Below are 19944 nucleotides of genomic sequence, written 5' to 3' on the forward strand. Positions count from 1 at the left end.
CAACCAGGACAAATCATGTTCGACACCATCATTCTTCTCACCGGCAGCCGCGACCAGCAACTTGCGCTGTCGGAGCTGCTACGGGCGCACAACCCTGCCCTCGCATTCCGTTTCGCGGTCAGCCTGCAGGACATCGAAGCCATCGAACGCGATGTGCTCGGCAGATCCCGCCTGCTTGCCTTCACGACCGGCGTCATCGTGCCTGCCGACATCCTTCAGGCGCTCGGCCACGGCGCCTACAATTTTCATCCGGCCCCGCCGGATTATCCGGGCTGGGCGCCGGCTCATTTCGCGATGTACGACGGTGCGACGCGCTTCGGCGCAACGGCCCATGTGATGGAGACCCGTGTCGACTGCGGCCCGATCGTCGGTGTCGAGACGTTCGACATCCCGCGCGGCGTGGATGTCCGTGGTTTGGAACAGATGACGTTCGTGCGGCTCGCCTATTTGTTCTGGCGCATGTCGCGCGAACTCGCCTGCGACGCCGGCCCGCTGCCGGCGCTCGGCGTCGGTTGGAGCGGAGCGAAGAGCACCAGACAGATGTACGCCGCCAAGTGCGACATGTCCGCCGACATCGATCCGGCCGAAATGGCGCGCCGCATCCGCGCCTTTCACGACGACTTCCGCGGCATTCCACTGACCATCAACCTGCACGGCACACGGTTTCAGCTCATGAGCGCCGCGGGCGCTGTTGGCGAGCCAAGGACGGTTGACGCACCGGCGTTGGCGCTCGCATCGTGACCTAGCGCTTGAGCGGCTTGATCACTGTCTGGTCGAGCCGCGTTTCCCAACCGTGACGTTCCAGCTCGGGATCGTCATGTTCCTCCTGCGGCCAGCCGACGCAGAGATACGCAATCAGGCTCCAGTCGGACGGCAACGCGAGTTCGCGACAGACAGCCGCTGGATCCAGGATCGACACCCAGCCGACGCCGAGACCTTCGGCGCGCGCCGCCAGCCAGAACGTCTGGATCGCCGCCACCACCGAGTAGCGGAGCGTTTCCGGCATCGTGGCGCGGCCGAGCCGATGACCGGTGGCAGCGCCCTCGTCGGCACAGACGGCGAGATGGATCGGCGCCTGCGTCAAGCCTTCCAGTTTGAGGCTCGCATAGAGCGCGCGTCGCTCTCCATCATAACCGGCGAGCGCGGCCTGGTTCGCGCACTCGAAGTTCTCGATGACCGTCGCGCGACGTTCGGGGCTCTCGACGAGCACGAATCGCCAAGGCTGGCAGAAGCCGACCGAAGGCGCATGGGACGCGAGCGCGAGCAACTGTTCGATCAGCTCTGGGGAGACCGGATCGGCGCGGAAACGGCGGACGTCGCGACGCCAGCGCACCAGCTCGGCAAAGCGCTGCCGGAATGTCGCGTCGAACTGCGGAGGACGCCGGCCTTGCTCGCTCATGCGCCCTCGCCGCTCAGGACGTGGAGGAACGATCCCGTCACCGACCCGCGCCGGGCGCCGCGCTCGGCGATGGCGCAGCCCGACGCATCGCGGCACGCGATCAGCGGATCGTCGGCCTCGCTCAGGATGGTCGCATAGTGGAATTCGTGACCGTGAACGACGGCGCCCCTTCGGCCGAGGCTGCAATCGGCCAATAGGGTCGCTTGACGGTAGCCGAGATGCAAGCGGCGTCGTGCGAACGAGGTTTCCAGCGACAGCAGCCCCGCCATCGCATGCCGGACACCGTGGGCATCTTCGAGTCCCGCCCCCAGTGTCATGTAGCCACCGCACTCGCCGTGGATCGGCACGCCGCGCAAGGCCATCGCGCGCAGCGCATCGAGGAACGACCGCGCCGAGGCCAACCGTCCCGCATGCAATTCGGGATAGCCGCCTGGCAGCCACACCGCGTCGGCTGCGGGATCTGGAGCCTCGTCGTTCAACGGCGAAAACGGGATGGCCTCCGCGCCCTGAGCGCGCCAGTGCCGCAGGAGATGCGGATAACTGAACGAGAAGGCCGCATCTGCGGCGAGCGCAATGCGCTGTCCGGGCGGTTTGATGCCAGGGCCAGATGTCTGCGCAGCGAGATCGGTAGAGCGGATCGGATTCGCGAGACCCAGCAGCGCCTCGAGATCGACGGCTCCGGAGACGCTTGCCGCGAGACGCTCGAGATGGGCTTCGAGGGCCGTGATCTCCTGGGCCTGGACCAGTCCGAGATGACGTTCGGGAAATGTCAATTGCGCGTCCCGCGCCAGCGCGCCGAGCAGCCTGATTCCGATGGTCGCGAACGCCGGCTCGATGAGCGCCCTATGCCGCTCGCTCGCGACCCGATTGAGGATCACGCCGGCCACGTGAACATCGTCGCGAAAACGCGCGCAGCCGAGCGCGACGGCAGCGGCCGTCTCGGTCTGCCCACTCACATCGAGAACGAGCACCACCGGCCAGCCGGTCAGGGCTGCGAGACCCGCGGCCGAGCCGCTGCCCGCGCGTCCGGGATGCGACGCGCCATCGAACAGGCCCATGACGCCCTCGACGATGGCGATATCGGCGTCGGCGGCAACGTCGCGGACAAGCCCCAGCAGTTGCGGCGCCGACATCGCCCAGCTGTCGAGATTGTAGCTCGTCCGTCCTGCCGCAACCGTGTGAAAGGCGAGATCGATATAGTCGGGGCCACATTTGAAGGGTTGCACGCGCGTGCCGCGCCGGCTGAGGGCACGCAGCAGTCCGAGCGTCACCGTCGTCTTGCCGGCGCCCGAACGCGGCGCGGCGATGATGATCCCGCTGGGTGTCACCATGGTCATGGCCGCAACGCCGCCGAGGCATGGCAAAATGTGCTATGCGAACGGACATGATGGAAACCGCGGATCCGCCGAACCGACCGCTGAAGCGTGGCTGGACGACCGGCAGCTGCGCCACGGCCGCGGCGCGCGCCGCCTACGAGCTGCTGATCACGGGCAACTGTCCTGCCATGGTCGAGATCGCCCTGCCGGGCGGACGTCGTGTCGGCTTTGCGGTCGCGATGCACGAGGCCGACGGCGCGAAGGCAACCGCCGGCGTCATCAAGGACGCCGGCGACGATCCTGACGTCACGCACGGTGCGCTGGTCAAAGCGACTTTGCGGCGCGGTGCAGACAATTCCGGCGTGACGTTCCGCGCCGGCCCCGGCGTCGGCACAGTGACGCGACCAGGATTGCCGCTGCCGCCGGGAGAACCTGCGATCAATCCGGTGCCGCGCGAGATGATCGCGGCGGCGATCAATGAGGCCGCTGCAGCGCTCGGCGCGGCGCGCGACGTCATCATCGAGATCTCCATTCCTGGCGGCGAGGAGCTCGCCCGGAAGACGCTGAACCCGCGCCTCGGCATCGTTGGCGGCCTGTCGATCCTCGGCACCACGGGAATCGTCGTGCCGTTCAGCTGCGCCGCCTGGATCCACTCCATTTATCGCGGCATCGACGTCGCGCGCGCCGCCGGCCTGCCGCACATCGCCGGCGCGACGGGAAGCACATCGGAGAAGGCCGTGCAGCAGCTCCACGGCCTGCCGGAGACGGCGCTGATCGACATGGGCGATTTCGCCGGCGGCATGCTGAAATATCTGCGCCGGCATCCGGTGGCCCGCATCACCGTGGCCGGCGGCTTCGCCAAGATGACCAAGCTCGGCCAGGGCCTGCTCGACCTGCATTCGCGCGCCGGCGAAGTCGATCTCGGCTGGCTCGCGAAGACGTTGCATGATGCCGGCGCGCCGGACGCGTTGGTCACGACCGCACGCACCGCCAACACCGCGTTGCAGGTGCTTCAGGAGGCCGAGCGGCTCGGATTTCCGGCCGGCGAGGTCGTCGCGCACGCCGCCTGGCAGACGGCGCGGCGTGCGCTGGGCGACAACGACGTTGCGCTCGATGTCGCTGTGTTCGACCGCGATGGCCGGCTGGTCGGACAGAGTTACGGGCCGGCTCATTCGCCCCTCCCGCGGAAGCGTCGCTGATAATCGGCATCGTACAGCGCGCTATCGCGAAAATCCTCAGCTGCGAGCGCGCGGCCCACCAGGATCAGCGCGGTCCGCTCCACGGCGGAAGTCGTGATCTGCCCAACGATCGTCGCCAGCGTGCCGGTCAGGATCAGCTGATCCGGCCAGCTCGCGCGATAGACGATCGCCACCGGACAGTCGTCGCCGTAGTGCGGCCGCAGCTCCTCGACGACTTTGTCGAGAACATGGATGGAGAGATGGATGGCGAGCGTGGCGCGCGACTGCGCGAACAGCGAGAGCTGTTCCGTCTCGGGCATGGCCGAAGCGCGGCCGGAGGTCCGCGTGAGCACCACCGATTGTGCGAGTCCCGGTAAGGTCAGCTCGCGACCGAGCGCGGCCGCCGCCGCCGCGAACGAAGGCACGCCGGGTGTGATCGTGTAGGGTATCCTCAACGCGTCGAGGCGCCGCAGCTGTTCGCCGAGCGCGCTCCAGATCGAGAGATCGCCGGAATGCAGCCGCGCCACATCTTCGCCCGCGAGCGTGGCACGCTCGATCTCGGCCACGATCTCGTCGAGCGACATCGGTGCCGTATCAACGATACGCGCACCGGGCGGACAATGATCGAGCAGCGCCTGAGGAACCAGCGAGCCCGCATAGAGACACACCGGGCAGCGCGCGATCAGGTCGCGACCACGCAAGGTGATCAGGTCGGCGGCACCGGGACCGGCGCCGATGAAGTGCACCGTCATGGCGCAGGCTCCGCATCGGTGACAGCCTCGCCCTCCGCCAGCGCGCAGGTCGCCGCGGCGTTTGCGACGCGCGCGAGGATCAGCCGGGCATTCGCGCCGGCGGCAGCCAGCGCGGCCGTCTCGGCCACGGAAGGTACACCCTTCAAGCGCCTGACGCGATCGCTTCGCGTGATCGCGCGATCGGCGACAGCCGTCATCGCTGCAGAGGCAATTCCGAGCAGCGGACGGCCAAGCCGCTGCGCGGCGCAGATCACGCCAGGCTCGCTGACCTTGTCGGCCGCAGTGGCGAGCACCGCCACGTCCGCGGGTGCGAGGCGCGCAAGCGAGAGCGCATGTGCAATCACCGCCTCGATGTCTGCGACGCTGGCGGCACGGCGGCAGCCAATCCCGAGCGCGATCATGGCTTCGTCACCCGCCACTGCGTGATCGGCATGGCCTGACGCCAGCCATGCATGCGGCCAACCGGCTCGATGCGCGAAACGGCGATGCGGACCAGTTCACCGCCATGCTGGCCGAACAACGCGCTCAGCCGCGTCTCGCCTTCTAGCGACACCACGTTGGCGACGAGGCGGCCGCCGGGTTTCAGCCGCGACCAGACGGCTTCGAACACCCCCGCTTCCGAAATGCCGCCGCCGATGAAGACCGCATCCGGCATCTCAAGATCCGCCAACACCGCCGGCGCGCGCCCCATCACCAGCTTCAGCTCGGGAGCGCCGAGCGCCAGCGCGTTGCGCATCGCCCGGTCGGCCCGGTCCTGCCGCGCCTCGATCCCGAACGCGCGCAACGAGCCGTGACGCAGCAGCCACTCGATTGCCACCGAGCCCGACCCCAGCCCGACGTCCCACAGCAGTTCGCCCGGACGTGGCGCCAGGGCCGACACCGTCACGGCGCGGACCTCGCGCTTGGTCAACTGGCCGTCATGCTCGAATAGGTCATCGGCAAGACCGGCCGTCAGCGGGATCACGGGCGCATCAACCTCGGCGTCAACCTCGATCGCGATCGTGGTCAACGGATGAATATCGGAAAGATCGAACGCATCGGCCGGCGCGCTGCGCACCCGTTCGTGCGCGCCGCCGATCGCTTCCAGCACCGTCAGGCGCGAGCGTCCCATGCGGCGTGAGGTCAGCAGCGCGGCGAGCCTTGGGGCGGTGGATCCATCCCAGGCCAGCGCCAGAATGCGCGCCCCCGGCGCAAGATGGCGGATGATCCCTTCGAGCGCGCGGCCGTGCAACGTCACCTGCGCCACGTCCTGCAGCGGCCAGCCGAGCCGCGCCGCCGCGAGGCTGAAGGCCGAGGGCTGCGGGACGCATAGCATCTCGGCGGACGCGAAACGCTGCATGAGCTGCTTGCCGATGCCGTAGTTGAAAGGATCGCCGCTTGCGAGAACGACGACGGGCTCTCCCCGTCGCGCCGCGACCTGATCGAACGCGAGCTTCAGCGGGCTGGGCCACGCCAGTCGTTCCCCTGCGATCAACGGCGCTGCAAGCTCGAGATGACGGGCGCCGCCGATAACGAGGGCCGCCTGCGCAATGAGACGTCGCGCAGGCGTCGAGAGGCCGTCGACGCCGTCCTCGCCGATCCCGACGATGGACAGCCAGCGCTGCGCGTTGCAAGTTGCGGCCGGGTTCACCATGGACGCTTCCCCGCATGCGTATCCTCATTCTCGGCGGGACGACCGAGGCTTCGGAGCTGGCGCGGCTGCTCGCCGGCGACGATCGGTTCGCGGCGACGCTCTCGCTCGCCGGCCGCACCGCTTCGCCCAAACCGCAGCCGCTGCCGACGCGCATCGGCGGCTTCGGCGGCATCGCCGGACTGAAAGCATGGCTGCGGGATCATGTGATTGATGCCGTGGTCGACGCCACCCATCCGTATGCCGGCCAGATCTCGCGACATGCCGTTGCGGCCTGTCATGCGCTGTCGGTGCCGCTGGCGTCGATCCGGCGCGCGGCATGGCAACGCCAGGCCGGCGATCGCTGGATCGAGGTCGACAGTGCCGACGACGCGGCTTCGGCGCTCGGAGCGGATCCGGCGCGTGTGTTCCTCAGCCTTGGTCGCCTGGAGCTCGCAGCGTTCGGCGCAGCGCCACAGCATCACTACGTCGCGCGAACCATCGACCCGCCCGGCGACATCGCGCTGCCGCCCGACATTCGCTTCGTCAGGGATCGCGGGCCGTTCGACGAGGCCAAAGAGCACGCCTTCCTGACGCAGGAACGCATCGCCTTCGTCGTGTCGAAGAACTCTGGCGGAGCCGCGACCTATCCGAAGATCGCAGCCGCGCGACGGCTCGCGATTCCGGTGGTGATGATCGCCCGTCCCGACAAGCCGCATGGCGTCGCGTTGGACGGCGCGCGGGCCACGTTGCTGTGGCTGGAGGCGCAGCTCGCTCATGCGCCGCCCTCGACTTCACGACGCAGCGTATAGACGAAGGGCGGCTTGCCCCCGCGCGCGATCAGGCGCGTGGCCGTCGATCCGATCAGCACGAGCGTGCGCATGTCCGCCTTGTCGGGATCGACCTCGCCCAACGTGGTGATGATCTGTCTGACCTCACCACTGCCCGCGGCCCGCACCATGACGACGACGGTCGAAGCCGGCTTGATCTGCCGCAGCAGCGCGAACGCCTCCCCCAGCTGATGCGGTCGCGCCTTGGACAGCGGATTGTAGAGCGCGATGACGAAATCAGCTGCAGCCGCCGCCTCAAGGCGGCGGCTGATGGTCGCCCAGCTCTTGAGATTGTCGGACAGCGAGATCGCACAGAAGTCGCCGCCGAGCGGCGCCCCGACCTTGGCCGCCGCCGCCAGCATGGCGGTGACACCAGGCTCGACACGGATGTCGAGGTCGCGCCAGGCCGCCGGTCCCGCCTCGACCGCTTCGAACACCGCCGCGGCCATCGCGAAGACGCCGGGATCACCGCCCGACACCACCGCGACCTGTTTGCCGTCGCTTGCGAGCCCGAGTGCGTGGCGGGCGCGGTCGAGCTCGACGCGATTGTCGCTGGCGTGCCGGATCTGGCCCGGACTCGTCGTGGTCACTCTGTCGAGATACGGTCCATAACCGATCAGATCGGTCGCGCGAGCGATGGCGGCCGAGGCGGCCGGCGTGATCAGTTCGGCTCGCCCCGGGCCGACGCCGACAATGGTCAGCGTGCCCGTCATAGCCGCCGCCCCTGTCCGGGGATCAGGATCATCGAGAAATAGGGGCCGCGGTCCAGTTCCACCTCGGCCAGGGGCGCGACACGCTGCGCCTCCATCGTGCCGCGCTCGACATAGAGCGCGCGATCGAGCAATCCGGCGCTGATGATCGCGCGCTTCACCTTGGTGAGGTTGCGCCCTACCTTCATGATGACGGCGGCCTCACAATGCGTCAGCCGGTCATGCAGGACGTCCTCGCCCAGCGTGCCCGGCAGCACGGAGAGAACGTCGTCGCCCCAGGTGATAGGAACATTGGCCTTGGTCCAGCAGCCGGACATGCCGGTTACGCCCGGGACGACCTCGACCGGATGATCGTGCTCGAGCCGCCGCCACATGTGCATGAACGAGCCGTAGAAGAACGGGTCACCTTCGGACAGCAGACCGACCGATCGCCCTGCCGCCAGATGCGCGGTGATGCTGTCCGACGCACGTCGGTAGAAGTCGGCGATCTGGGACTGATAGGACAGGTCGGCGACGGGCAATTCCTCCGTGACCGGATATTCGAGCCGCAGCTCGTGCCGGCCCGATTCCATCAACGGCGCTACGATCCGTCGCGCGTTGCCTTCCATGCCGCGCTTGGCAAAGAACGCCACCACATCGACGGACCGGACCAGGCCGGCGGCGCGCAAGGTCAGATAACGAACGTCGCCCGGACCGACGCCGATGCCGTAGAGCGTGCCCGGATTTGCCGAGCCCGCGATGGTGTCCAGCAGGCTCATTCGACATCACTCGCGATGGCATTCACCGCCGCGACCGCCATGGCGCTGCCGCCCTTCCGACCCTTCACGATCAGATACGGCACACGGCCGTCGGCCGCGAGCGCCTCCTTGGATTCCCGGGCTCCGACGAACCCAACGGCCGTTCCGATCACCGCGGCCGGTCGCGGCGCGCCCTGATCGAGCATGTCGAGCAGATGAAACAACGACGTCGGCGCGTTGCCGATCGCCACCAGCGCGCCGCCGAGATGCGGCCGCCACAGCTCCAGCGCCGCCGCGGATCGGGTCGTGCCGAGCTGCGCGGCGAGCGCCGGCACCTCGGGAGCATCGAGCGTGCAGATGATCTCGTTCCTCGCCGGCAGCCGCGCCCGCGTGATCCCCTGCGCCACCATCTTGGCATCGCACAGGATTGGCGCGCCACGATCGAGCGCCGCCCGCACCTCGGCGGCGAAGTGTTCGGACATCGCGATGTCGGAGGTGATCTCGACCATGCCGCAGGCATGGATGATGCGCACGGCGATCTTCTCTTCCAGTCCGTGGAAGCGCGACAGATCGGCCTCGGCGCGGATGGTCGCGAACGAACGGCGATAGATCTCCGCGCCGTCCTTGATGTAGTCGCGCAGCTCAGACATCGGCCCTTTCTTTCGTTTCGAACAGCCCGTCGACGTCGATCTCGGTGGGATCGAGCATGCCGCAGGGCTCGCTCTTCACCGTGCCGTTGCGGACGATGTGATAACCTTCGCCCTCGCCAACCAGCACGACGTCCGCGGCTGCCGAGCGTGCGCAGCCCTTGGCGCAGCCGGAGACGTGCAGCGTGCCGTTGAATCCGGTCCGGGCCATCGCATCCGCGAGCACGCGGGCATCCTGTCGCGTCGCCAGTCCCGTCGACGGACAGCAGCCGACGCCCGAGCAGGCGTCGATGCGCATCAATGGATCGGTATCGTCGACGACCAGGCCGAGCCGGGCTGCATCCGCCACCAGTTGCTCCGCGGTCACGACGCCCGCGGAGACATACAGCGCGCGCCATGGTGACAGGCGGACCTCGGCGACATCGTGCGCCGCGAGCATGGCCGCAAGCCGCGCCAGCGTGCCACTATCGATGCGGCCGAATGGCACGCCGAGACCGACGGCGCAGGTTTGATCCGTCAGGGCAATGATGCCGCAACGTCGTTGCGATTTCGCGGCTGATGGCGTCGCGATGACGTTGGAGAGATCAAGGCCCAGTTCGGCGCCGACGGCGGCGCGCGCGTGCGGCGGCAAATCTGCGGAGCGCCGCGTCGGGCTGTGTTGCAGCACCAGCCGCGCGAGCCGCACAGCCGTCGACGCCGCATCGGCATCGGCTGTCGTTCCCAGCCACACGGACTCAACAGAACCGGCGATGCCAACGGCGACACGCCGGGCTTCAGGACCGCTACAGGCGACGAGACGAACATCCGCAGCGAGCCCAGTCAGCGGCAACCTGCCGCCGCCATCCAGCGCAAAGCCGAACTTGGGCGGCAGAGCATGGAGCGCCTGATCCGAGGCCAGCAGTGTCTCCAACTCGGCGGCGACGGGACGCATGTCGACCCATTCGGCCGGGTCGAGTCCTGCCAGCGGATTGACGACGATGTTGCGGATGGCCTCGAGCTCGACACTGTCATCGAGCAGTCCGAGCGATGCCATCAGCTCCCACAGCGGCACAAGCGTCTCGGGCGATACGCCGCGAATCTGCAGATTGGCGCGGCGCGTGAGGTCGATCTGGCCGTTGCCGTAGTGCCGAGCAGCCTCGGCAAGCTCACGCAGCGCCGACACCAGCAACGCGCCGCCATGCGGCCGGACGCGAACGATGAGCCCGTCGCCGCTCGGCATCGGACGCCGCGCGCCCGGGCACCAGCCCTTGATCTCGACCGAGGCGGTCATGACGCGCTCTCCGCTTGCGTCAGGCGCGTGCGGGCATGCGCAAGCTCATCGGCGACCGCATTCCGGCGTGGCACCCATAGCTGCCGGCGTAGCGCATCCTCAAATCGCGAGACGATCGCGGCGACCGCCGCCGGATTGCGCGCGACCATGTTGTCCAACACGGCCTCGTCGCGCAGCAGCGCCCCATGCGCCAGATCGAACAGGTGCTCGGCGACGGCGTCAGAGGTGGCGGCAAAGGCGTAGAGCGCGTCGACGCCCTGCGCGATCTCGGCGACGCCGCGATAGCCATGCGCGAGCATTCCCGCAATCCAGCGCGGATTGGTGAGACGGCCGCGCACCACGCGGGCGATCTCCTCGCCGAATGTCCGCGCCGCCGGCGCCTCCGGACGGCTGGTGTCGAGATGCAGCAGCGCGGGCGACGCGCCGAGCGACGCCGCGGCCGCCGCAAAGCCTCCGGCAAAGTCGGCGACCTCCTCGCCATCGAGCAGGTCGCGCTCACGATCGTCCTGCGGATGCACGAGGGCGTCGGCGCTGCGGACGCGGGCGCGGAACGTGTCGGAAGCAGACGCGCCGTCATGCGTCCCGCCAAAGCTATAAGCGGCGCTCTCGAGATACGCCTCGCCGAGCTGCGACCGGCTCGTCCAGTCCATTCCGAGCGCAAGGTCGGCGGCAACGGCACCGTAGCTGCCAGGCGCCCCGCCGAACACGCGCGCGAGGCTCTCGCCGCGCCGCCGTGCCGCGGCCAGCGGATTGTCGGCATCGTCCTCGTCAAGCGCGGCCACCTTTTGCACGGCGAGATCGAACAGCGCGATCTGCGCTTCGAACAGGTCGCGAAACAGCCCCGAGATCCGCAGCGTCGCATCGATGCGCGGGCGGTCGAGCATCGCCAACGGCAGTACGTCGACGCCGGTGACACGATTGGAGTTGAGGTCCCAGCGCGGCCGCACGCCCAGATAAGCCAAGGCCTGGGCCAGATCGTCACCGCCCGTGCGCAGCGATGCGGACGCCCAGAGATCGAGCATGAGCGCGCGCGGGTAGTCGCCATGATCCTGCAAATAGCGCCGGATCACCTCGTCAGCCGCGCGTACGCCGACCACAGCGGCGGTCCGGGTCGGGATCGCACGCGGGTCGATCGCGGTGAGATTGCGCCCCGTGGGCAACACGTCGAGCCGGCCGCGGCTCGGCGCGCCGGCGGGACCGGCAGCGACGCGGCGACCGTCGAGTGCCGCGAGCAACGCACTGCGTTCGGCTGCAGCGCTCGCGGCGATCCGTGCGGCGATGTCGGCGCGATCGACCGTCGCGGCCGCCGGCCCCATGGCCGCCGTGATCGCATCCGCAAGCAGGCCGGTCGCCGCCGTGTCGGGCGCTTCCCCGAACACATGCAGGCGGTCGCGCACCGCGAGCTCCTTGATGTCACAGAGCTGCGCATCGAGCTGTGCGATCGCCTCGCGTCCGGTCATCGCACGGTCGAGCCCGCAATCGGCGGCCAAGCCACCCTGCCAGGCCCGCGCGACGATCTCCTCCTCGAGCAGCTTCAGCCGGCGCTTGTCGAGGCCATCCGCCTCGGCATATTCCTCGACCAGCCCCTCCAGCTCCAGCAAGGGTCCGTGCAGACCGGCCTGCGACAGCGGCGGCGTCAGATGCCCGAGCGTCAGGGCCGACAATCGCCGCTTGGCCTGCATCGCTTCGCCGGGATTGTTGACGATGAAGGGATAGATCACCGGCAGCGGGCCCAGCACGGCCTCCGGCCAGCACGCATTTGAGAGCGCCAGTGCCTTGCCAGGCAGCCATTCCAGCGTGCCATGCGCACCGAGATGAATCAGCGCATCGATCCGCTCGGCCTCACGCAGATGCGCATAGAGCGCGACATAGGCGTGCCGCGGAGGCACGCTCGTGTCATGGTAGCCAGACTTGCGATCGGCGCGATTGCCACGATCCGGCTGTAGCAGGATCGAGAGTTTTCCCGCACGCAGCACCGGAAAACGGAAGGTGCCATCTCGAACCGCCGGGTCGGCTTCCGCCTCTCCCCAATTGTCATGCGAGGCACGCTGCAGCTCATCCGGCAACAGCGCCAGAGCACACCGATAGGCCGCGAGCGGCACCACGAGCTCATCTGCCTCGTCCCGCAGCAGCGCGTCGACATCTTCGGCGGTCGGCGCTGCGCGGCCGATATCGTACCCCGCCTCCGCCAACAGCCGCGCAATGGCGGCTGCGCTTTCGCTGGTGTCGAGACCGACAGCGTAGCCGCGGCGCCCGCCGCGCGCCGGATAATCGGAAAGCAGCAGCGCCACGCGCCGCTCGCTTGCCGGCAGCGCCCGCAGCCGCGCCCATCGCGCCGCGAGCCGGGCGACGTAAGCAATGCGGTCGTGTTGCGGTACATAACGCATCGTGCCGAACTGCAGACGCTCATCCGCCGGCATTTCACCCTTGAACGCAATCGGGCGCGCCAACAGCCGGCCGTCGAGCTCCGGCAGAACGACATTCATGGCCAGATCCGTCGGCGACAGTCCGCGCGCCGACGAGGCCCAGGCCTCTTCGGTGCTCTGCGCCTGGATGATCTGCAAGACCGGCGCGTCCGCGAGGTCGAGCACCGTGGTGCCGTCGTCGCGCAGCGCCGAGAACGCGGTGGCGTTCAAAATGATCGCAGGACGCCGGCGCTGGACGAGTCGCGCCAGTGCATCCCCGATATTGGGATCCTTCAGGCTGGTCACCGCGACCGCGACCGCCGCCAGCCCTTCACCTTCGAGCGCCCGCATCAGCTCCGCGATCCCTGCCGTATCCGCGGCGAGCAGGCCCGCACGGTAGAACACGATCAACGCGGTGGGCCGCGCATCATCGTGGCCGCAGAGATCATCGATGCCGACCGCTCCGCGATCGGGCATGAAGCCGACGATCGAACCGATCGCGACCGGCTCCGCAAAATGCGCGTCGCGCCCGAGCAGCGTCGCGAGATAGCGCAGGGCCTCGCGCGCATTGCCGACGCCGCCCTCGTGCAGATAGCCGTAGAGACGCGAGGTCGCGTCCTTCGGCAGGGTCGAGAGCGCATCGAGCCTCTCGTCGGCGCGATCGTCACCCGGCAGTGCCGCGAACGGGATGTGGCGGCTGCGGCAGACCGATGCGATGCGCTCCAGCCCGTAGCGCCAATAGTCGAGCCCGCCGAGACAGCGCACGACGACGGCGCGCGCGCCGAGCACGACACGGTCGACATAGAGATCGACCGACATCGGATGCTTCAGCCGTTTCAAGCTGGCGAGGCGCAGGCTCGGCAGCTCATCCGACGACGCGGTCCAGGCCTCGGCCAATGCCGACAAATCGCTATCCGAGAACGACAGCACGACGATTTCGGCCGGCGACTGTGCAAGATCCACGGCCTGTTCGAGGTCGTCGAGATCCGCGCCCGTTGTCGCCAGCAGGTGCATCGGTCCCGCCTATCCTGTGATCAGGCTCTGGATGGCGGCGGCATCGAGGCCGCGCTCGCCGATGATCACCAGCCGCCCCTGCCGCGATTCGCCGGATCGCCACGGGCGCTCGAACTGATGCTGGATGCGGTTGCCGACGGCCTGCACCAGGAGGCGCAGCGGCTTGCCGGCGACTTCCACGAACCCCTTCACGCGCAATACGTCATGCGCGTCGACGGCGGCCGCGATGCGGTCGACGAGCGCATCGGGCGAAGCCTGCGCCGGAACGTCGAGCACGAAACTCTCGAAATCGTCGTGGTCGTGCTCGGCCTCGTTGTCGTGATGTGACGGTCGGGCCGCGAGATCGTCCTCCGCTGCGGCACCGAGCCCGAGCAGAATTGAAGCCGACAGCCTGCCGTGCTCCGTCGCGATCACCTTGACGGCACGCTGCACCTTCGCCGTGATCTCGGCCGCGACATCCTTGCGCTGCTCCTCGCTCATCAGGTCGCTCTTGTTCATCACGACGAGATCGGCGCACAGCAGCTGGTCCTCATAGACCTCCTCCAGCGGGTTGTCGTGATCGAGCGAAGCATCACTGGCGCGCTGCGCGGCGAGCGCGTCGGGATCGTCGGCGAAACGGCCGGCGACCACCGCCGGGCCGTCGATGACCGCCACCACACCGTCGACGGTGGCGCGCGTCGCGATCTCCGGCCAGTTGAAGGCCTGCACCAGCGGCTTCGGCAGCGCGAGCCCCGAGGTCTCGATCACGATATGCTCGGGCGGCTCCTTCTGATCCAGCAGGCTCCTGAGCGCCGGCACGAAATCATCGGCAACGGTGCAGCACAGGCAGCCGTTCGACAGCTCGACGATGCGATCCTCCGGACAGTCCGGCACGCCGCAGCCTTTCAGGATGTCGCCGTCGATGCCGACATCGCCGAACTCGTTGACGATGATGGCGAGCCGGCGGCCATTCGCGGTCTCGATCAGGTTGCGCACCAGCGTGGTCTTGCCGGCGCCGAGGAAACCGGTGACGATGGTGCAAGGCGTCTTGGCGAACGACTTCGTCATGGCGATACGATCTCTCGTTTCAGCGTGGTGCTGACAGCGCGGGAACGCGCGCAACGGTGTTCTTGCGGATGTATTCGGGACGCTCGCGCCAGGCCGGCAGGCCGGCGTCATGGCGCTGATGCAGCTGCGCGAATGTCAGCACATCCTGAACATGCAGATCCGGATCGAGCGCGCCGAGCACGTAGGTCCATTTGCCCGGCGCCGTCACTGCAACCGTGCACGCACGATTGCAGTTGGACAGGCACTCGACGCCGACCACGGCGACACCGGCGCGCTGCGCGGTCGGCAACGTCTCGATCGCGGCGAGCAGACGGGCTCCGGCCCGCGGCTGATCAGGCGGCGTAGGTTCCGTCGCCTGCGAACGGCAGGTGACGCAGACGAACAGCGTCGTCTCACCAGTCTCCGATGCGGTCATCAATCAGCCGATCACGCCGGCCGCCGTCGCCGCGGCGACCCCACCCACCAGCACGATGGCAGCGCCCGCGAGCCGCAGCGCCAGCGGCGCAGCCGCCTTGGCCTTCGCCGACAGCAGCCTGGTGCCGAGGAACGCGCCGGCGGCGATGAGGGTCTGGATCACGAGCAGACCGACGAGATAGGCCCCGAGCGGGGTGTTCTCTGCCCCAACGATCGATTCACCCAGCGCATATCCATGGACGAGGCCGGTCACGGCGAACAGGCCGGCGACGGGCAGCACGCCGAAACCGCCACGCATCACCACCACCAGCCCAACCACGACGGTGGTCAGGCCGACCAGCAGCTCGGCAGCCGGGATGTTGGCCTTGGCCACATGAAGGCCGACGCCCGCGATCATCGCTGTGGTGAAGGCGAGCACCGGCGCGAAGCCGCGGCCCAGAAGCGCTGCAACGATGCCCGCACCGACGATGGCGGCCAGATGGTCGATTCCGATCACAGGATGGCCGAGGCCGGACAGCAGGCCCTGCGCAAACGTCTGCGGCAGTTTGCCATCCATCATGTGATGCGCGAAGGCGGGATCGGCGGCGAGCAGCACCAGGCTCGCGGCTGCAAAGGTCGTGGTACGGGTCAACTTCATGGCCGTCTCCGTCGCTTGCCGGCTCCCCAGAGGACCGGACGATGCGCTGCATCCGACGGCATCCCGCCCATCCCGGCGGGATCAGAACCAGCATCGCGACTCCCCGCGCGACGGGTCGGCCAACAGCAATGTCGACGGCAGGTCTCCTGGCTCTCGGGTCACCGCATGAAGCCACCTTCCCGGTTTCCCAGTGGTGCTTTGGCCTCACACTCGCCGATTACAGTTGCGGGGGCAGCCACGGCCTTGGGTCAAGAACCCGCACCGTGTTCCCTAAATCTCTCCTTTCGGAGAACCGTCATCTGTTAGATACGGGTCGCGCCAAAGCCCGTCAATCGGAATCGTCCCCCATGGTCCCCGCCCGCCCGCATCCCGCCCTGCCGCGCCTCACCCTGGTGCTCGGCGGCGCGCGCTCCGGCAAGAGCCGCCATGCAGAGGCGCTCGTGACCGCCCTTCCCGCACCTTGGACCTATGTTGCGACCGCGCAGGCGTTCGACGATGAGATGAAGGACCGAATCGCGCAGCACAAAGCGCGCCGCACCGAGGGATGGCAGACGTTGGAGACCACGCATGATCTTGCAGGCCTGGTCCGTGCACGGGCAAATTCGAGCGCGCCGATGCTGATCGATTGCCTGACGCTGTGGCTCAGCAATGTGATGCTCGCCGACATGAACGTTCCGGCACGATGCGCCGAGCTGATCGAGGCGTTCAGGGACGCGCCTGGCCCCATCGTGGCCGTGTCCAACGAAGTCGGACTCGGCATCGTGCCGGACAATGCGCTTGCCCGCGCCTTCCGTGATGCGCAGGGGCGACTGAACCAGGACGTCGCGGCCTTAGCGGATCGCGTGATCCTGATGGCGGCCGGCCTGCCGCTGACATTGAAGTAACGGGAAGGACATGCCGATGACCGAAAGCGCCGACGATTCACGCCACAAGGCGAAGATGGAGAACCGCAAGGCGGTGCAGGATGCCGAGGTCGCCTCGAAGACCGTCGAAAAGGGCCTGCTGATCGTTCACACCGGCAAGGGCAAGGGCAAATCGACGGCGGCCTGGGGCCTGATGCTGCGCGCACTCGGCCGCGGTTTTCGCATCGGCGTCGTGCAGTTCGGCAAGGGCGCGTGGGAAACCGGCGAGCGCAAGGCGATCGAGCGGTTCGGCGACCAGGTGTCGTGGCACACGCTCGGCGAAGGCTTTACGTGGGAGACGCAAGATCGCGCGCGCGACATCGCCGCGGCCGAACGTGCCTGGGCGAAGGCAAAGGAGCTGATGGCGGATCCGTCGATCCGGTTGCTCGTCCTCGATGAGCTCAACATCGCGCTGCGCTATGATCACCTTGATATCGCAGACGTCGTCGCCACGCTCGCAGGGCGCCGTCCCGATCTGCACGTCGTCGTCACCGGGCGCAACGCCAAGCCGGAGCTGATCGAGGCCGCCGATCTCGTCACCGAGATGAACCTCGTGAAGCATCACTTCGCAGCCGGCGTGAAGGCGCAGGAAGGCATCGAGTACTAGGCTCATGAGCGCGCGCGCCATCATGTTCCAGGGCACCGGCTCCGACGTCGGCAAATCGCTGATCGTCGCGGGGCTCGCGCGCGCGCTGACATTGCGCGGCCTCAAGGTGGCGCCGTTCAAGCCGCAGAACATGTCGAACAATGCCGCCGTCACCGCAGACGGCGGCGAGATCGGCCGTGCCCAGGCGCTGCAGGCGCGCGCGGCGCGGCGGCCGACGACGGTGCACATGAACCCGGTGCTGCTGAAGCCGCAGAGCGAGATCGGGTCGCAGGTCGTGGTTCAGGGTCGCGTCATCGGCAACGCCAAGGCATCCGCCTATCAGGCGATGAAGCCGCAACTGATGGCGGCCGTGCTCGACAGCTTCCATCACCTCGCAGCGGATGCCGACATCGTGCTGGTCGAAGGCGCAGGCTCCGCCTCCGAGATCAACCTGCGCGCGGGCGACATCGCCAACATGGGTTTTGCGCAAGCGACGCAGATTCCGGTGGTGCTGATCGGCGATATCGATCGGGGCGGCGTGATTGCGAGCCTGGTCGGCACCAGGACTGTGATCCCGCCGGACGATGCCGCGCGCGTGGCAGGTTTCCTCGTCAACAAGTTTCGCGGCGATCCGGCCTTGTTTGCGTCAGGCATGAACGAGATCGAGAAGCGGACGGGGTGGACATCGCTCGGGCTCATTCCGCATTTTTCGGATGCGCGCCGCCTGCCAGCGGAGGACGCGCTTGGCCTGGCTGAACGCGGATCATCGGGAGGACAACGGCCGAAGGTCGTCATCCTCGCCTACCCGCGCATCTCCAATTTCGACGAGTTCGATCCGTTACGGCTGGAAGATGGAATCGATCTGCAGTTTTTGCGGCCTGGCACGCCGATCCCCGGCGACGCATCGATGGTGATCCTGCCGGGCTCGAAGGCCACGATCGCCGATCTCAGCGCCTTGCGCGACGCCGGCTGGGACATCGATCTGGCCGCGCATCTGCGCCGCAGCGGCCGCGTGCTCGGCATCTGCGGCGGCTATCAGATGCTGGGGCGTGTGATCAGCGATCCCGATGGGCACGAGGGAACACCTGGTTCCGTCGCGGGACTTGGCCTGCTCGACGTCGAAACGACATTGACCGATGACAAGGCGTTGCGCGAGGTCCAGGGCACGCTAACGGAAGATCAGCTGTCGTTCCGCGGTTACGAGATGCATATCGGCCGCACTGACGGACCGGCGACACAGAGCCCCTTCCTAACCTTCTCCGACGGCCGTCGCGATGGCGCCATCGCAGCGAACGGCCTGGTTACCGGCTGCTATGTGCATGGCCTGTTCGCCGATGATGGCCTGCGCGCCCATTGGCTGCGCGGCCTCGGCGCGACGACGAGCGGCTTAGCCTATGAGACCGATGTGGACACGACGCTGGATGCACTCGCGGCGCATCTCGAGCGCTACGTTGACGTGGACCGAATCCTCGCATTGGCGAGCAAGCCCGCGCCGGCCGTGGCGGCTACAGGATCCTGACCAGGACGAGTCCTGCGACGACCAGGGCCTGAACCAGACAGGCCAGCCGATACAGCCGCAAGGCCTGCCGGATGTCGGACGCGTCGAGATCGGCGCGCCCGTCGCCCATCCAGGCATCGGTGACGAGATGACCGTGATAGACGCGCGGCCCCGCCAGGCGCAGTCCGAGCGCACCAGCCATCGCCGCTTCCGGCCAGCCGGCATTGGGCGAACGATGCTTCGACGCATCACGTGCAACGGCTCGCACCGCGGCCGAAGCCGAGGCGCTCGGGATGCAGGCCGCAGTGGCTGCGATCCACAGCGCGGACAGGCGCGAGGCCGGCAGGTTGACGAGATCGTCGAGCCGCGCCGCCGCCCAGCCGAACGCGCGGTGCCGGTCCGAGAGATGGCCGATCATGCTGTCCGCGGTGTTGAGAGCCTTGTAGATCAGGATGCCCGGCAGCCCGCCGACGACGAGCCAGAACACGGGCGCGACGACGCCATCGGAGAAGTTTTCTGCCAGGCTCTCGACCGCGGCCCGCGCAACGCCGGCTTCATCCAGCCGATCGGGATCGCGGCCGACGATCATCGAGACGGCTCTGCGGCCGCCCTCGAGCCCCTCCTGCTCCAGTCCTTCCGCGACCGCCGCAACATGCGTGTCGAGACTGCGCTGGGCCAGCAGGCTGCTTGCCGCCACACCAAGGACGATCGTTGCGACCGGCTCGCCCACGACCGCCTGCATCACCCACGCTGCGGCGAGGCCGATGGTCATCATGCCGGCCACGAGCAGACAGACGAGCCCGACGCCGCGGGCTCGTCGCGCGGCAAAGCCGTCTGCTGCCCCGTTCCAGCGGCGGTCCGCCCATGCTATCAGCGCGCCCACCCACATCACGGGATGACCGATCCGCTGCACCAGGACCTGGGGATAACCGACCGCCGCCTCGACGAGGAGCGCCGTGAGCGCGAGAGAGACGAACATCGATCTCCGCTGAA

At 68.1% G+C, this 19944-nt stretch carries 20 protein-coding genes and 1 riboswitch; of the genes, 6 read left to right on the top strand and 14 right to left on the bottom strand.

Annotated elements, in window-relative coordinates:
* Window positions 1-15: 15 nt before the first annotated feature.
* Window positions 16-741, top strand: a complete 726-nt coding sequence (locus QX039_RS26405) for a formyltransferase family protein (RefSeq protein ID WP_315739754.1) — start codon at window positions 16-18, stop codon at window positions 739-741.
* Between the two features lies 1 nt (window position 742).
* Here the strand turns inward: QX039_RS26405 and bluB are convergent, their stop codons facing one another.
* Both bluB and QX039_RS26415 read right to left on the bottom strand, forming a co-directional pair.
* Window positions 743-1399 (bottom strand): 5,6-dimethylbenzimidazole synthase, encoded by a 657-nt coding sequence (gene bluB, locus QX039_RS26410; protein WP_315739755.1) that lies wholly within the window; start codon window positions 1397-1399, stop codon window positions 743-745.
* On the bottom strand, window positions 1396-2736 hold the full coding sequence (locus tag QX039_RS26415) for a cobyrinate a,c-diamide synthase (protein ID WP_315739756.1): 1341 nt from the start codon (window positions 2734-2736) through the stop codon (window positions 1396-1398). The genes bluB and QX039_RS26415 overlap by 4 nt, the downstream gene beginning before the upstream one ends.
* A gap of 47 nt (window positions 2737-2783) precedes the next feature.
* On the opposite strand from QX039_RS26415, the gene QX039_RS26420 reads away from it, so the two are divergent.
* A complete protein-coding gene (locus QX039_RS26420; protein ID WP_315739757.1) occupies window positions 2784-3914 on the top strand; it encodes a cobalt-precorrin-5B (C(1))-methyltransferase in 1131 nt (376 codons plus the stop codon).
* Here the strand turns inward: QX039_RS26420 and cobM are convergent.
* Genes cobM through cbiE form a run of 3 tightly spaced genes read right to left on the bottom strand, consistent with a single transcriptional unit; the run spans window position 3884 to window position 6278 of the window.
* A complete protein-coding gene (gene cobM / locus QX039_RS26425) occupies window positions 3884-4645 on the bottom strand; it encodes a precorrin-4 C(11)-methyltransferase (protein WP_315739758.1) in 762 nt (253 codons plus the stop codon). The two genes, QX039_RS26420 and cobM, sit on opposite strands and share 31 nt — an antisense overlap.
* On the bottom strand, window positions 4642-5046 hold the full coding sequence (locus tag QX039_RS26430; protein WP_315739759.1) for a cobalamin biosynthesis protein: 405 nt from the start codon (window positions 5044-5046) through the stop codon (window positions 4642-4644). The genes cobM and QX039_RS26430 overlap by 4 nt, the downstream gene beginning before the upstream one ends.
* On the bottom strand, window positions 5043-6278 hold the full coding sequence (gene cbiE, locus QX039_RS26435) for a precorrin-6y C5,15-methyltransferase (decarboxylating) subunit CbiE (protein ID WP_315739760.1): 1236 nt from the start codon (window positions 6276-6278) through the stop codon (window positions 5043-5045). Before cbiE ends, QX039_RS26430 begins: the two co-directional genes overlap by 4 nt.
* Window positions 6279-6292: 14 nt before the next feature.
* Here cbiE and QX039_RS26440 point away from each other — a divergent pair, with 14 nt between their 5' ends.
* Entirely contained in the window at window positions 6293-7066 is a 774-nt protein-coding gene (locus QX039_RS26440) for a cobalt-precorrin-6A reductase (RefSeq protein ID WP_315739761.1), read from the top strand.
* Here QX039_RS26440 and cobJ read toward each other — a convergent pair.
* From cobJ to QX039_RS26480, 8 genes are read right to left on the bottom strand one after another with little or no spacing between them, the layout of a single operon-like run.
* Window positions 7030-7797 (bottom strand): precorrin-3B C(17)-methyltransferase, encoded by a 768-nt coding sequence (gene cobJ, locus QX039_RS26445; protein ID WP_315739762.1) that lies wholly within the window; start codon window positions 7795-7797, stop codon window positions 7030-7032. The two genes, QX039_RS26440 and cobJ, sit on opposite strands and share 37 nt — an antisense overlap.
* Window positions 7794-8552 (bottom strand): precorrin-2 C(20)-methyltransferase, encoded by a 759-nt coding sequence (locus QX039_RS26450; protein WP_315739763.1) that lies wholly within the window; start codon window positions 8550-8552, stop codon window positions 7794-7796. Before QX039_RS26450 ends, cobJ begins: the two co-directional genes overlap by 4 nt.
* Window positions 8549-9181, bottom strand: a complete 633-nt coding sequence (locus QX039_RS26455) for a precorrin-8X methylmutase (RefSeq protein WP_315739764.1) — start codon at window positions 9179-9181, stop codon at window positions 8549-8551. The genes QX039_RS26450 and QX039_RS26455 overlap by 4 nt, the downstream gene beginning before the upstream one ends.
* Entirely contained in the window at window positions 9174-10448 is a 1275-nt protein-coding gene (gene cobG / locus QX039_RS26460; RefSeq protein ID WP_315739766.1) for a precorrin-3B synthase, read from the bottom strand. The genes QX039_RS26455 and cobG overlap by 8 nt, the downstream gene beginning before the upstream one ends.
* Complete coding sequence (gene cobN / locus QX039_RS26465; RefSeq protein WP_315770408.1) at window positions 10445-13867, bottom strand: cobaltochelatase subunit CobN; 3423 nt, start codon at window positions 13865-13867, stop codon at window positions 10445-10447. Before cobN ends, cobG begins: the two co-directional genes overlap by 4 nt.
* A 9-nt stretch (window positions 13868-13876) precedes the next feature.
* Complete coding sequence (gene cobW / locus QX039_RS26470; protein WP_315739768.1) at window positions 13877-14914, bottom strand: cobalamin biosynthesis protein CobW; 1038 nt, start codon at window positions 14912-14914, stop codon at window positions 13877-13879.
* A 19-nt stretch (window positions 14915-14933) separates the two neighbouring features.
* Window positions 14934-15329: a DUF1636 domain-containing protein gene (locus QX039_RS26475; protein WP_315739769.1), complete on the bottom strand. Its 396-nt coding sequence runs from the start codon at window positions 15327-15329 to the stop codon at window positions 14934-14936.
* A 3-nt stretch (window positions 15330-15332) separates the two neighbouring features.
* Window positions 15333-15965 (bottom strand): HupE/UreJ family protein, encoded by a 633-nt coding sequence (locus tag QX039_RS26480; RefSeq protein WP_315739770.1) that lies wholly within the window; start codon window positions 15963-15965, stop codon window positions 15333-15335.
* A gap of 118 nt (window positions 15966-16083) precedes the next feature.
* A riboswitch (cobalamin riboswitch) is annotated at window positions 16084-16277 on the bottom strand.
* A gap of 35 nt (window positions 16278-16312) precedes the next feature.
* Between QX039_RS26480 and cobU the strand changes: the two genes are divergently transcribed.
* From cobU to QX039_RS26495, 3 genes are read left to right on the top strand one after another with little or no spacing between them, the layout of a single operon-like run.
* On the top strand, window positions 16313-16849 hold the full coding sequence (gene cobU / locus QX039_RS26485) for a bifunctional adenosylcobinamide kinase/adenosylcobinamide-phosphate guanylyltransferase (RefSeq protein WP_315739771.1): 537 nt from the start codon (window positions 16313-16315) through the stop codon (window positions 16847-16849).
* A gap of 16 nt (window positions 16850-16865) precedes the next feature.
* Window positions 16866-17474: a cob(I)yrinic acid a,c-diamide adenosyltransferase gene (cobO, locus tag QX039_RS26490; RefSeq protein WP_315739772.1), complete on the top strand. Its 609-nt coding sequence runs from the start codon at window positions 16866-16868 to the stop codon at window positions 17472-17474.
* A gap of 4 nt (window positions 17475-17478) precedes the next feature.
* The gene (locus QX039_RS26495) at window positions 17479-18972 is read left to right on the top strand and encodes a cobyric acid synthase (RefSeq protein ID WP_315770410.1); all 1494 of its coding nucleotides are present in this window, start codon (window positions 17479-17481) and stop codon (window positions 18970-18972) included.
* On the opposite strand, the gene cbiB is transcribed toward QX039_RS26495, so the two are convergent.
* On the bottom strand, window positions 18959-19930 hold the full coding sequence (cbiB, locus tag QX039_RS26500) for an adenosylcobinamide-phosphate synthase CbiB (RefSeq protein WP_315770411.1): 972 nt from the start codon (window positions 19928-19930) through the stop codon (window positions 18959-18961). The two genes, QX039_RS26495 and cbiB, sit on opposite strands and share 14 nt — an antisense overlap.
* Window positions 19931-19944 lie beyond the last annotated feature (14 nt).

The organism is Bradyrhizobium sp. SZCCHNR1043, assembly GCF_032489675.1.
Lineage (GTDB): Bacteria > Pseudomonadota > Alphaproteobacteria > Rhizobiales > Xanthobacteraceae > Bradyrhizobium.